This is a genomic window from Kribbella sp. NPDC043289, assembly GCF_056436705.1.
Genome location: NZ_JBWKCB010000001.1, coordinates 1,959,642 through 1,971,964, shown reverse-complemented (window position 1 = coordinate 1,971,964; position 12,323 = coordinate 1,959,642). Strand labels below are relative to the sequence as shown.

At 68.4% G+C, this 12,323-nt stretch carries 12 protein-coding genes; 5 read left to right on the top strand and 7 right to left on the bottom strand.

Annotation, left to right across the window (positions count from 1 at the left end; all coding sequences use genetic code 11):
* Positions 1–45: 45 nt before the first annotated feature.
* The 5 genes from AC0662_RS09335 to AC0662_RS09315 all read right to left on the bottom strand — a co-directional run bounded on the left by AC0662_RS09335 (position 46) and on the right by AC0662_RS09315 (position 5,548).
* Complete coding sequence (locus AC0662_RS09335) at positions 46–840, bottom strand: sirohydrochlorin chelatase (RefSeq protein ID WP_452203633.1); 795 nt, start codon at positions 838–840, stop codon at positions 46–48.
* On the bottom strand, positions 837–2,135 hold the full coding sequence (locus tag AC0662_RS09330; RefSeq protein ID WP_452203634.1) for a sulfate adenylyltransferase subunit 1: 1,299 nt from the start codon (positions 2,133–2,135) through the stop codon (positions 837–839). Before AC0662_RS09330 ends, AC0662_RS09335 begins: the two co-directional genes overlap by 4 nt.
* Positions 2,135–3,034 (bottom strand): sulfate adenylyltransferase subunit CysD, encoded by a 900-nt coding sequence (gene cysD, locus AC0662_RS09325; RefSeq protein ID WP_478299595.1) that lies wholly within the window; start codon positions 3,032–3,034, stop codon positions 2,135–2,137. The genes AC0662_RS09330 and cysD overlap by 1 nt, the downstream gene beginning before the upstream one ends.
* On the bottom strand, positions 3,031–3,717 hold the full coding sequence (locus AC0662_RS09320; protein WP_452203636.1) for a phosphoadenylyl-sulfate reductase: 687 nt from the start codon (positions 3,715–3,717) through the stop codon (positions 3,031–3,033). Before AC0662_RS09320 ends, cysD begins: the two co-directional genes overlap by 4 nt.
* A gap of 142 nt (positions 3,718–3,859) precedes the next feature.
* A complete protein-coding gene (locus AC0662_RS09315; protein WP_478299593.1) occupies positions 3,860–5,548 on the bottom strand; it encodes a nitrite/sulfite reductase in 1,689 nt (562 codons plus the stop codon).
* A gap of 411 nt (positions 5,549–5,959) precedes the next feature.
* Between AC0662_RS09315 and AC0662_RS09310 the strand changes: the two genes are divergently transcribed.
* On the top strand, positions 5,960–6,529 hold the full coding sequence (locus AC0662_RS09310; protein WP_452203638.1) for a winged helix-turn-helix domain-containing protein: 570 nt from the start codon (positions 5,960–5,962) through the stop codon (positions 6,527–6,529).
* Positions 6,526–7,719 (top strand): MFS transporter, encoded by a 1,194-nt coding sequence (locus AC0662_RS09305; RefSeq protein ID WP_478299591.1) that lies wholly within the window; start codon positions 6,526–6,528, stop codon positions 7,717–7,719. The genes AC0662_RS09310 and AC0662_RS09305 overlap by 4 nt, the downstream gene beginning before the upstream one ends.
* A gap of 24 nt (positions 7,720–7,743) precedes the next feature.
* Here the strand turns inward: AC0662_RS09305 and AC0662_RS09300 are convergent, their stop codons facing one another.
* Together AC0662_RS09300 and AC0662_RS09295 are read right to left on the bottom strand one after the other, a co-directional pair.
* A complete protein-coding gene (locus tag AC0662_RS09300) occupies positions 7,744–8,088 on the bottom strand; it encodes a DUF1801 domain-containing protein (protein WP_452203640.1) in 345 nt (114 codons plus the stop codon).
* Between the two features lie 21 nt (positions 8,089–8,109).
* Positions 8,110–9,558 carry a dihydrofolate reductase family protein gene (locus tag AC0662_RS09295; protein ID WP_478299589.1) on the bottom strand — a complete coding sequence of 483 codons (1,449 nt, stop codon included), beginning with the start codon at positions 9,556–9,558 and terminating at the stop codon, positions 8,110–8,112.
* A gap of 243 nt (positions 9,559–9,801) precedes the next feature.
* Between AC0662_RS09295 and AC0662_RS09290 the strand changes: the two genes are divergently transcribed.
* From AC0662_RS09290 to AC0662_RS09280, 3 genes are all read left to right on the top strand, one after another.
* On the top strand, positions 9,802–10,383 hold the full coding sequence (locus tag AC0662_RS09290) for a TetR/AcrR family transcriptional regulator (protein ID WP_478299587.1): 582 nt from the start codon (positions 9,802–9,804) through the stop codon (positions 10,381–10,383).
* Between the two features lie 29 nt (positions 10,384–10,412).
* A complete protein-coding gene (locus AC0662_RS09285; protein WP_478299585.1) occupies positions 10,413–11,015 on the top strand; it encodes a hypothetical protein in 603 nt (200 codons plus the stop codon).
* Positions 11,016–11,154: 139 nt separating this feature from the next.
* On the top strand, positions 11,155–12,321 hold the full coding sequence (locus tag AC0662_RS09280) for an amidase (RefSeq protein ID WP_478299583.1): 1,167 nt from the start codon (positions 11,155–11,157) through the stop codon (positions 12,319–12,321).
* The last annotated feature ends 2 nt before the right edge of the window (positions 12,322–12,323 follow it).

The window sequence follows — 12,323 nt, the reverse complement described above, 5'->3', positions numbered from 1 at the left end:
CGCGAGCCGCTCCGAGCGGGGTTGGTGAGTGGGGCAGATCCGGTCTTACGCGGTGCGGACCAGCTCCGGGCGGGCGATGACCGGGCGCGGCGCGGGCTCGAGCGTCAGCAGGTCGAGGCCGGCGACGCCGTAGCGGAGGAGGACCAGGCGGGCCACCTCGGCGCTGACGCCCAGCGGACGCGACACCGCGACTGCACCCGCACGGCGAGCGGTGGACTCGGCCCGGTCCGGGAGCACACCCGGGGCCAGGAACAGCGAGCCCACAGCCACGTGCCGACGGCCCTCGAGGCGCCACTGCAGGACGGCCTCGGCGGGTGACGGCGACGCGGCCGAGACGAACGCGGCGGTCACGGGGAGCTTGTGCCGCTGACCCCAGAGCCGCGCGAGCCGGGTGACGCTGGCGTTCGCGTGCGAGTCGCTGGAGCCGGCGCAAGCGAGCACGAGCGCGTCGAGTTCGCGCACCCGCCCGTCCTTCAGTTCGGCTCGCATCCGGCGATCGATCACGTCCAGCAGCGTGTCGTCGTACCCGAGGACCTCGGAGGCGATGATCCGCAGACCGGGGAACCGCGAGCGCGCCTCGTCCACCACCGCGGGCACGTCGACCCGCGCGTGGAACGCCTCGGACAGCAGCAGCGGCAGGACGACGACCTCTTCGACCCCTTCGGCGGCGAGCTTGCCGATCACCTGGTACGGCGTGGGCGGGCAGTGGTCGAGGAAGGAGGCTTCGATCCGCAGGTCGTCACGCATCTCGCGCAGGCACTTCACGAGCGAGTGGACGGTGGCGGCCGAGCGCGGGTCGCGGCTGCCGTGGGCGAGGATCACGAGCGCTGGAGCAGTCACAGCAGTTCCCCTTCTTCGTCGTCGATCATGCCGGCTGCGAGCGTCCACCCGTCGTGGGCGTCGATCAGCAGGAACGATCCGGTGATGGTGTTGCTGGAGTACGGGTCGGCGGCCAGCGGTGCGGCGACCTTGAGCTGCACCTTGCCGATGTCGTTCAGCCCGAGCTCGGTGGCGTCGATGACTCCGAGCGTGTCGAGGTCCAGCGCGCCGGTGATCTTGGTGACGATCGCCTGCGCGGTGGTGGTGGTGTGCTTGATCAGCACCCGGGCCCCGACGGTCAGTGGCCGGTCGGACAGCCAGCTGACGGTGCCGGCCAGTTCCCGGCGGGTGCCGGGGGAGGCCCCGGCCGCGACGATCACCGAGCCGCGGGCGACGTCGATGTCGTCGGCGAGCCGGACGGTGACCGCTTCGCCGGCGATCGCGGACGGCCGCTCGGCCACCGCGGTGGAGGTGGCGGTGACGACCGGCCGGTCGATGCCGGCGATCGAGGTACGGCGGCCCGCCGGGAGCACGATCACCGGGTCGCCGACCGTGACGGTGCCGGAGGCAACGGTTCCGGTGTAGCCGCGGTAGTCGCGGTACTCGTCGTCGGTCTGCGGCCGGATCACGTACTGCACCGGGAACCGCATCGGCTGCTGCGAGGTGTCGGTGCGGCCGTTCGCGTTCTCCAGCAGCTCGAGCAGCGTGGGCCCGTCGTACCACTCGGTCCGGGGGGAGCGCTCGACGACGTTGTCGCCGACGAGGGCGGAGACCGGGATGGCCTGGACGTCGGCGATGTCCAGGTGGTCCGCGACCTCGTTGACCTCTTTGGCGATCTTGGTGAACACGGCCTCGTCGTAGCCGACCAGGTCGATCTTGTTCACCGCGAGTACGACGTGCGGCACCCGCAGCAGGCCGGCCACGGCCAGGTGCCGCCGGGTCTGCTCCAGTACGCCGTGGCGCGCGTCGACCAGGATGATCACCACGTCCGCGGTCGAGGCGCCGGTCACCGTGTTGCGGGTGTACTGCACGTGTCCGGGGCAGTCGGCCAGGATGAACGAGCGCTTGTCGGTGGCGAAGTACCGGTAGGCGACGTCGATCGTGATGCCCTGCTCGCGTTCGGCGCGCAGGCCGTCGGTGAGCAGTGCGAAGTCGAAGTCACCGCCACGGGCCTCGGAGACCGTCTTCACGTGCGCGATCTGGTCGGCGAGGATCGCCTTGCAGTCGTGCAGCAGCCGGCCGACCAGGGTCGACTTGCCGTCGTCCACCGAGCCGGCGGTGGCCAGGCGCAGGAGGGTGTGTGTCGTGCTGCTCATCAGAAGTACCCCTCTCGCTTGCGGTCTTCCATCGCGGCCTCGCTGGCCCGGTCGTCGGCGCGGGTCGCGCCGCGTTCGGTGATCGTGCTGGCCGCGACCTCGACGACGACCTCGGCGGGCGTCGTCGCGACGGAGGCGACGGCGCCGGTGCAGGACATGTCGCCCACGGTCCGGTACCGGACCACCCGCGGCGCGACGGTCTCGCCGTCGCGCGGCTGCGAGTAGGGGCCGACGGCAAGCAACATGCCGTCGCGCTCGAACACGTCCCGCTCGTGGGCGTAGTAGATGCTCGGCAGCGGGATCTGCTCGCGTTCGATGTAGTTCCAGACGTCGAGCTCGGTCCAGTTGGACAGCGGGAACACCCGTACGTGCTCGCCGGGCCGGTGCTTGCCGTTGTACAGCGACCACAGCTCCGGACGCTGGTTGCGCGGGTCCCACTGCCCGAACTCGTCACGCAGGCTGAAGATCCGCTCCTTGGCCCGGGCCCGCTCCTCGTCGCGTCGCCCGCCGCCGAACACGGCGTCGAACCGGTGCGCGTTGATGGCGTCGAGCAACGGAATCGTCTGCAGCTGGTTCCGCGTTCCGTCGGAGCGCTCGCGCAGCCGGCCGTCGGCGATGTAGTCCTCGACGCCGGCGACCTCGAGCCGCAACCCGAGCTCCTGCACGACCCGGTCGCGATAGGCGAGTACCTCGGGGAAGTTGTGCCCGGTGTCGACGTGCAGCAAGGTGAACGGCACCCCGGCCGGCGCGAACGCCTTCCGCGCCAGGTGCAGCATCACGATCGAGTCCTTACCACCGGAGAACAGGATCACCGGCCGCTCGAACTCCGCCGCCACCTCACGAAACACGAAGACGGATTCGCTTTCCAGAGCATCGAGCTCTGTCACCGTCGCGCTCATGTGTGCAACCCGCATTCCACCTTGCCGGTGCCCGACCAGCGGCCGCTGCGCGGGTCCTGGCCGGGCTCGACGCGTTGCGTGCACGGCTCGCAGCCGATCGACGGGTAGCCGTCGTACTGCAGCAGGTTCACGAGTACGCCGTTGTCCTGGATGTAGGTGTCCAGGTCGTCCTGCGTCCACGGCGCGATCGGGTTCAGCTTCACCATGTCGCGCTTCTCGTCGTACTCGACGACCGGAGTGTTGGCGCGGGTCGGCGCCTCCTCGCGGCGGATGCCGGTGACCCAGGCCTTGTAGCCGGACAGGTACCGGTTCAGCGGCTCGACCTTGCGCAGCGCGCAGCACTTGTTCGGGTCGCGGTCGTGCAGCTTCTCGCCGTACTCCGCGTCCTGCTCCGCGACCGTCTGCTTCGGAAGCGCGTTGATCAGGTGGATCGGCAGCGTCGCCGCCACCGCGTCCCGGGTCCCGATGGTCTCGGCGAAGTGGTAGCCGGTGTCGAGGAACAGTACGTCGACCCCGGGCGCCGCCTGCGCCGCGAGATGGGGGAGGGCGCCGTCGGCCATCGAGGCGGTCACCACCAGCTCGTCACCGAACGTCTCCCGCGCCCACGCCAGTACCTCCACCGCCGACGCGTCCGCGAGCCGCTCGTTCGCCTCCTCGGCGATCGTCTTCAGATCAGTACTCATTCCACCGTCACCCGCAGTCCGATCATCTTCAGCTGGAACACCCGTGCACACGGCCGGCACTCCCACGCGCCATGGCCCTCCTCGGAAGGACGAAGGTCCTCGTCCCCGCAGTAGGGGCAGTAAAGAGGTGCTGCGCGCTCGCTCATTGGAGTGCCTCCTGATCCGCACGGGTGACCCACTGGGCGAAGCGCTCGCCCTCGTTGCGCTCCTTCAGGTAGTTCTGGGTGACGCGCTCGACGTAGTCGGTGAGGCCGTCGGCGGTGACCTTGTGGCCGCGGAGCTTCCGGCCGAAGCCGGCGTCCAGGCCGAGGCCGCCACCGAGGTGCACCTGGTAGCCCGGCACCTGCTTGCCGTCGGCATCCAGTACCAACTGGCCCTTCAGGCCGATGTCGGCGGTCTGGATCCGGGCGCAGGAGTTCGGGCAGCCGTTCAGGTTCACCGTGATCGGTACGTCGAGCTCGGGGATCCGCTCCTCGAGCTCCTCGATCAGCTGTGCGGCCTTCCCCTTGGTCTCGACGATCGCCAGCTTGCAGAACTCGATGCCGGTGCAGGCCATCGTGTTGCGTCGCCACGCCGACGGCTTCGCCCGGAACCCGAGCGCGTCCAGTTCGGCGATCAGCGAGTCGAGCTGGGCCTCTTCGACGTCCAGGACCAGCAGCTTCTGCTGCGCGGTCGTGCGGATCCGGTCCGACCCGTGCCGCGCCACCACGTCCGCGACCTTCGTGAGCGTCGTACCGGAGACCCGGCCGACGACCGGCGCGACGCCGACGTAGTACTTGCCGTCCTTCTGCTTGTGCACGCCGACGTGGTCACCCTGGATCGCGGGCACCTCGGGCGCCGGGCCGTCGATCAGCTTCCGCTTCAGGTACTTGTCCTCGAGCACCTCACGGAACTTCTCCACGCCCCAGTCGGCGACCAGGAACTTCAGCCGGGCCCGGGTCCGCAGCCGGCGGTAGCCGTAGTCGCGGAAGATGCTGGTGACTCCCCACCAGGCTTCGTGCACCTCGTCGAGCGGGATCCAGGTCCCCAGTCGCTGCGCGAGCATCGGGTTGGTCGACAGTCCGCCGCCGACCCACAGGTCGAAGCCCGGCCCGTGCTCGGGGTGCACGACCCCGACGAACGCGATGTCGTTGACCTCCGGTACGACGTCGTGCGACGGGTGACCGGTCAGCGCGGTCTTGAACTTCCGCGGCAGGTTGGAGAACTCGTCGCTGCCGATGTAGCGCTCGACGATCTCGTCGATGGCCGGTGACGGGTCGATGATCTCGTCCGCGGCGATCCCCGCGACCGGGCTGGCGATCACGACGCGCGGTACGTCACCGCAGGCCTCGGTGGTGTAGAGCCCGACGGCCTCCAGCTTCTGCCAGATCGCCGGCACGTCCTCGATCCGGATCCAGTGCAGCTGGATGTTCTGCCGGTCGGTGATGTCCGCGGTGTCGCGCGCGTACTCGATGGAGATCTCGGCGATCACCTTCAGCTGCTCGGTGCTGAGCTGCCCGCCCTCGACCCGGACCCGCATCATGAAGTAGCGGTCGTCCAGCTCCTCCGGCTCGAGCGTCGCGGTCTTGCCGCCGTCGATCCCGGGCTTGCGCTGGGTGTACAGCCCCCACCACCGGAACCGGCCGCGCAGGTCGGCGGGGTCGATCGAGTCGAAGCCGCGGTGCGCGTAGACGTTCTCGATCCGGGCCCGGACGTTCAGGCCGTCGTCGTTCTTCTTGTTCTCCTCGTTCTTGTTCAGCGGCTCGCGGTAGCCGAGCGCCCACTGACCTTCGCCCTTGCCCTTGCGGGGGCGGGCGGGCTTACGGGCAGCGGAGGTGACGCCAGCAGTCATCGGGGGCGTGTCCTTGTCCTTGTGACAGGTGCTCACCGAGGCCGGAAGGCTCGAAGCGTCGTCGGTTCGATGCGTTCCGCGCGGTGCGCACCCAGCGGTGATCGGGGGTGATCAGGGGGCCGTCGTTGGCCCGGGCAGGGTGGCTGTCAGAACATCGAAGGACAACAGATGGCGCTGCGCATCCGCCCGAGGTCGACATGAATGCGACCTACGAGGTGGGTGGATCGGGCAGCGAGCATGTCCACAAGCGTCAGCGTCAGCGCCTGACAAATCAACTCCCATTCCTACATTCTGAGACCAGATCTCACGATGTGGCTATCTCTAGCAGCCTGGTGGAGATTGATTCGAGCGCCGGGTTCGTCGTACAAGAGCTCTTGTGCAAGCTTTCTTGTGAAAGCTAGGGTGCCGTTCATGACACCTCCGAACAGACGGTCCGCAACGCCGTCCGTGCTCGCCGCGATGCACCACCCACTACGCCGCCGGCTGCTCGACCTGCTGCACGTCGACGGTCCCGCGACCGCGTCCCGGCTGGCCGAGGCGACCGGAGAACTTGTCGGTAATGTCAGCCATCACCTGAAGGTTCTCGCGTCCGCGGGCGTGATCGTCGAAGCGCCTGAACTGGCCAGGACCCGTCGCGAGCGCTGGTGGAAGCTCGGCGACACCTCGGAGTACTCGTGGTCGGTCGCCGACGCCCAAGGTGATCCGGCGGCCGAACTGGTCGCCACCAGTGCCGAGGGCGAGAATCTGGCCCATCACGTCGGCAAAGTGCGTCAGTGGTTCGACATCCGGTACGAGTTCGACGAGCCCTGGGTGCGGGCGGCGTACGCGACCGAGAGATGGCTCACATTGACGCCGGAACAGCTCGTCGAGCTGAGCGAGCGGGTCGAGGACCTCGTCCGCGAGTACTACGACAACCCCGCCGACGGCCCGGATGCGCACCGGGTCTTCTTCTTCGCACACGCGGTCCCGGCCCGGCCATGACGACGACGGCCTTCCCGCCGCTCCGGAGAGACCGTCGGGTGCACGGATGGATTATGTCGGCCGCGGTGTCGCAGGCCGGCGACATGGCCTGGTACGTCGGCCTCGCCTGGAGCGCCGCCCAGGTGACGACCCCGGCCGGCGCCGGTCTCGTGATGGGGATCGGAGCGCTCCCCAAGGCACTCGTCCTCCTGTACGGCGGCGCGCTCGCGGACCGCTTCGACGGCCGCCGGACGATGATCCTCGCCAACCTCGCCCGGATCGTCGTACTCGCGGTGGCGGCGGCGGTGGTGTCGATCTGGGGTCTGTCCCTCGCTGCGCTGCTCACGGTGGCGGTCGTGTTCGGTGCGGTCGACGCCTTGTACACGCCGGCCTCCGGGACGCTGCCGCGGCGGATGGTCCGATCGGAGGACCTGGTGAAGCTGTCGGCCGGGACACAGCTTGCCCAGCGGCTGGCGATCTTCGCGGGTGCGCCGCTCGGCGGTCTGCTGGTCGCGCACGGCGGCCTGGCCACGGTGATGATCGTCGACGCGGCATCGTTCGCGGTGATCGCGGTGGCGCTCGCGTTCCTGGTGAAGCCGCGGCTTCCGCAGCCGGTGTCCGGCGGCCGATCGATCCGCGCCGACCTGCGGGACGGCTTCGCCTACCTGAAGCGTGATGTCCGCGCGCGAACGCTGGTGATCGCCTTCTCCGGACTGAACCTCTGCGTCGGCCCGATCCTCGCGGTCGGTCTGGTGCAACGAACACACGCGGAGGGCTGGGGCTCGGGGTGGTTCGGGGCGTTCGAGGCCTGCTCCGGCGTTGCGGCGGCGGTCGGGGCCGTGGTGGCGATCCGCTGGAAGCCGGCCGACCTGGCGCGTTCCGGTCTGCTCGCGCTCGTGGTCCAGGCGGCCGGTTGCGCGATGATCGGCCTGGTGCCGAAGCTCGCGATCTTCGTCGCGATGGCGATGATCGGCTGTACGGCGGGGATCGCGTCGGCACAGTTGTCGGCGGCGTTCCAGCAGTCCGTGGACCCGACGTACCTGGGCCGGAGCTACAGCATCGTGAACCTGTCGGACGAGGCCCTGATGCCAGTCGCGATGGTCGGCTTCGGTGCGTTGATCAGCCTGTCCAGCATCCTGGTCGCCTGTGTGCTGGTCGGCATCCTGTTCGCGATCCTGGTGATCTGGGCCGCCACTCGAGTGCGGGCCTAGGAGCGGGCCCACACTCGGGTGGGTCTAGAGAGTGCTGCTCGTCCTGCTGAGGATGTCAGCGAGCAGTTCGTAGTCGACATCCTGGTTCTCGCTGATGTCGGCACTCTTCCGATCGCCGTTGCCCAGGGATCTCAGCACACCTTTGACGGGGTCGACCTGTGCGGCGTTGAACACCATGAAGGAGACCTTGTTCTTGGCAACGTGGATAACGGCGGCGTGCTGTTCGTTCTTGAGAAAATGCGGTTTGCCGTACTGCATTTTCTCCTCGACATCGGGAATGGTCTGACGCACGACCTCTCGCAGTTTCTCGCACACCGTTATCTGCCAGGGGAGCCCGTTGTCGATATAGCTGGTCACGTCGTTCTGCATGCTCTTCCTTCCGGTCACCGATCAGTGCTGGGCAACAGGGCTGTAGGTCAGGACCACCATGCCGGAATCGAAAGTGGTGGAATCGGTCAGTTTCAGTGTGGCGGCGCTCTCCGGCCGGAAGAGCCGCTCGCCGTCGCCCTTGATCACGGGGCAGAGCCAGATCCGGTACTCGTCGAGCAGCCCGGCCTCGGCGAGGGCGTCGGTCAGCCGGCCGGTACCCCAGATGAGGATGTCGCCGCCGTCCTGATCCTTGAGCTTGGTGATCTCGGTGACCAGATCGGAGCCCGGGATGACGACAGTGGGCTTCCATCTGGTGGTGTCGACGGGCTCGGAGGCGACCACGTACTTGGTGAGGGCGTTGACGTGATCGGCGTACGGGTTGCCGCCCATGTTCGGCCAGGCGGCGGCCATGCCGTCGTAGGTGACCCGGCCCAGCAGCAGGGCGTCCGCAGCGAGGGTGAGAGTGAAAGCGGCCTGCTGGGACTGCTCGTCGGAGTATTGCAACGACCATTCGTGCGGATTGTCGATGTAGCCGTCGAGGGTCGCGTAGGTCGAAACGATGATCTTGCGCATGGTGATTGTCTCCTTGGTCGGTTTCGATATAGTGCCGCCGGGTGTGATCACTTCACCCGGAAGATCTCCACGACATGTGGCGTATCGATGATGGTGTGCGGCGCAACGGCGTGATAGGCCCAGACGTGCGTCCAGGCGTTTCCGGTGCGCACGGTCAGCACCGTCTTCATCATTCCCGGGCCGAAATAGGTGAAGAACAAGAAGATGATCGACAACAGCCAGTTGACGGGCGAGGTCAGCACCGTCCACGCGTCCCACAGATGCAGGACGGTGTACGTGACGCCGCCGAGAATGACGGTCGCGGCGGTCGAACCGGTCAGCTTCAGGAACCGCGGCACCAGGATGCAGTAGACGAACACCATCGCCGGCAGGACGGCCCCCGGCCAGGTAGAGCACGAAGGTGAGGGGCAGCCCGACGACGTACTGCCCGGTGGTGAGTCGCCCGAAAGCCGTCGTCAAGGTGGCGAACTGAAGAGCCGACTCGATGAGCAGCACGACGACGATCACCCGGGCGTCGCCACGCCGGTCGCCGGACACGAGGTTCAACTGCTCCGCCGAGTACTTGCGGCGAAAGTACGCCAGCGGCAGTACTGCGTAGATCACGACGTTGTAGCTCGCCCAGCTGATCGCCTCGGCCGGCGTGACATGGTCGTGGGTGCCGAAGATCGAGCCGGCCAGGTGCAGCCCGAATGGATGCCAGCCGAACAACCGAGCGACGCCGTACCCGAGAACCAGAGCCGTTGCGCCGTACGCCAGCAACAGGACCGTCTCCCGGCGCGTGGTCGCCAGGTCCGGTGCCCTGGCGGCGAGGTCCGGCCGGACGCGGTGTCTGGTCAGCAGGCAGGTCACCGCCATCAAGCCGAAGATCGTCAGCATCCCGACGTTGGTGTTCAGCACGTGGTCGACCGTCGAACCCGGCACGTCCGGCCAGCCGAACGGCAGCGACTCGCCCGCGACGACCACAACGGCGAGATTGGCGGCAAGCCAGACCGCCGTAGTGATCCGGACGCTGCGCCGGCGGGCGAGGCCGCCAAGCGTTGACCACGGGCGCAAGGGGGCAGTCGCAACGGGCATGAGGCTCCTTGTTAGTACAGCTGTACTAGGCGGCCACAAGCTAGCACAGTTGTGCTATAAAAAGCCATGCCGAAGATCGTCGATGCCGTGGAACGACGTCAGTACCTCGCGGAGGCGGCCTGGCAGGTGATCCTTCGCGACGGACTCGAGCACGCGTCGGTCCGCAACGTTGCTCGCGAGGCCGGGCTGTCCAACGGCTCGTTACGCCACCTGTTCAGTACGCAGGCCGAACTGCTGGTCTTCGCGATGAATCAGGTGGTCGAGCGCATCGAGCGGCGCCTCGATGCGCTCGATCCGGGCGGTGATCCACGCGCGACCGCGGAGCGGTTCCTCGTCGAACTCCTGCCGCTCGACGAGGAACGCCAGAAGGAGAATGCCGTCTGGCTGGCGTTCACCGCGCGCGCACTGGTCGACCCGGAACTGCGCGAGTGTGCCCAGCGGAGCCACGACGCGCTGCGCGCCGGCTGCCGCCGCTGGGTGACCGCGATCGCCGGCGACCAGGTCGATGTCCAGTGGGAGGCGGACCGGCTTCACGCCGTGCTCGACGGCCTGGCCGTCCATGCCGCGACCCGGCCCGAGGTCGCAACCCCCGATCGACTTCGAGCGATCCTGGCGATGCATCTCGACACCCTCGTTCCCCACGAGTGAGAACCCGCTGGTCGCCTAAGCTCGGTCGGGTGGCCGGTTGGGAGAACGTCGGTGAATTCACTCTCGGAAACGTCGAACGGCCGGCGACCCGTACCCGCAACCGCATCGAGTGGGGCCCGAACGCGATCCGGATTCCCGAGGGCCCCCGGGACGACCGGGTCTTCAGGCCGTGCGCGTACGTCGGTAGGGACCGCTCGCTGTACCTCGACGCCGAGCTGAACGAACTGCTCTGCTCGGTGTCCCCGTCGGGCGAGAATCACTGGACGGTGGCGGACGCCCACGCAGAGACCGTCGGCACGATCGAGCGCCTGCCGTCGTCCCGCCCACTGCTCCGACCCAATTGGCGCATCGAGCAACCCGGCCATGCGGCGCTGGTCGGCCGGACCGATTGGCTCAGCGGTACGCCGGCCCGCCTCGCAGCGAAGGCAGTGAGTCGGCTCATTGTCGGCATAGTCGACGGGCTGACAGGTGTAGGCGACGAGGGCGGCGACCAACCGGCAAGGGTCCGCACGCTCGAGTGGCGCTCCGGAAAAGAGATCGCCATGTATTCCGAAGGCACGACCCTCATCACCATCAGGTCCGACTGGCTGGACCGCCGCCTCGCCTTCGCCTACACCCTCGTCGCGGGATGACAACGCCGATGCCCGGCAGCTCGACAGTACGTATACGTCCACTGCCGGAAGGTCTGGCGGGCCGTCAGGCGTGCGATGGCCCGCGATCGGCGTGTAGTACACGTATACGTCCTGTCGAGCTGCCGGGGAGGGCGGCTGGATGACGGCTCGGGGGACTGCGGGGCGGGTGCGGTCGGGGAGTGTGAGCGCCGTCGAGGTGGTGGAGGCGGCGTTGGATGCTGCTCGGCGGCTGGATCCGGTGCTGCATTTCCTGGACGAACTGGATGCTGACGGTGCCCGAGCGGCGGCGGAGCGGTTGGAGCCGACCGGGCCGTTGGCCGGGGTGCCGTTCCTGATCAAGTCACGGACGCCGCCAGACGCGCCGGTCCTGACTCGGTTGATCGCGGCCGGGGCGATTCCGATCGGCCGGTCGACGCGGGCCCGTCCTGGTGCGATCTCGCAGACGTTCGGGTGGAACGGGCGTGACTACACCCGCAACCCGTGGGACGTGACGCGCTCACCTGGTGGCTCGACGGCAGGCGGAGCGGCGGCCGTGGCGGCCGGCGTCGTACCGCTGGCGACGGGTGGGGACAGTGGCGGGTCGCTGCGGATCCCGGCGTCGTTCTGCGGGATCGTCGGGTTCAAGGGGACGTACGGCCGGATCCCGCGGCCGGGTGGACGCGGGCTCGGCGGCTTGACGACGGCGGGGCTGATCGGCGCGGATCTCGACGACGTCGTCCTCGCGACCAGCATTGCCAGCGGCCCGCACCGCCTCGACCCGACCGCTCTGGCGCACTGGCCGGTTCCGGCGCGATCAGCTGCGGTACTGCGCGTTGCGTATCACTCGACGCTCGGGTCGTGTCCGGCCGATCCCGGTGTCGACCGGGTGGTTCGGGATCGGTTGGCGCTGGCTGACGTCGAGTTGGTCGACGTACCGCTGGAGCTGGCGCCGACGGACGAGGCGTGGCCGGTGTTGTCGGGGTTGGACAATGGGCGCGGCGCGGAGGCTGCCGCGGCGCGTCGGGCCCGGGAAGTGCGCGATCACAACAACACGGCGCTGGCCGATCTGTTCGCGGAGGTCGACGCATTGGTCACACCGACCACGTTGACTGTTGCCCACGGCTACGACCAGCACGAGGCGAGCATCGTCACCGGTGATCCGTGCTGGGCATTCAACGTGACCGGTCATCCCGCGGTGAGTGTGCCGGCCGGTCTGTCGGACGGACTGCCGGTGGGTGCCCAGGTTGTTGCTCCGCATGGGGCGGACGAGGTTGCGCTGGAAGTTGCCCGTCGGCTTCAGGCAGAGCTGCTGCCGCCCGGCCGTTGACC

Excerpts from the sequence above, each read along its gene's own strand:
- AC0662_RS09330 (WP_452203634.1), bottom strand. The coding sequence starts at position 2,135 with ATGAGCAGCACGACACACACCCTCCTGCGCCTGGCCACCGCCGGCTCG.
- cysD (WP_478299595.1), bottom strand. The coding sequence starts at position 3,034 with ATGAGCGCGACGGTGACAGAGCTCGATGCTCTGGAAAGCGAATCCGTC.
- AC0662_RS09320 (WP_452203636.1), bottom strand. The coding sequence starts at position 3,717 with ATGAGTACTGATCTGAAGACGATCGCCGAGGAGGCGAACGAGCGGCTC.
- AC0662_RS09315 (WP_478299593.1), bottom strand. The coding sequence starts at position 5,548 with ATGACTGCTGGCGTCACCTCCGCTGCCCGTAAGCCCGCCCGCCCCCGC.
- AC0662_RS09310 (WP_452203638.1), top strand. The coding sequence starts at position 5,960 with ATGACACCTCCGAACAGACGGTCCGCAACGCCGTCCGTGCTCGCCGCG.
- AC0662_RS09305 (WP_478299591.1), top strand. The coding sequence starts at position 6,526 with ATGACGACGACGGCCTTCCCGCCGCTCCGGAGAGACCGTCGGGTGCAC.
- AC0662_RS09300 (WP_452203640.1), bottom strand. The coding sequence starts at position 8,088 with ATGCAGAACGACGTGACCAGCTATATCGACAACGGGCTCCCCTGGCAG.
- AC0662_RS09290 (WP_478299587.1), top strand. The coding sequence starts at position 9,802 with ATGCCGAAGATCGTCGATGCCGTGGAACGACGTCAGTACCTCGCGGAG.
- AC0662_RS09280 (WP_478299583.1), top strand. The coding sequence starts at position 11,155 with ATGACGGCTCGGGGGACTGCGGGGCGGGTGCGGTCGGGGAGTGTGAGC.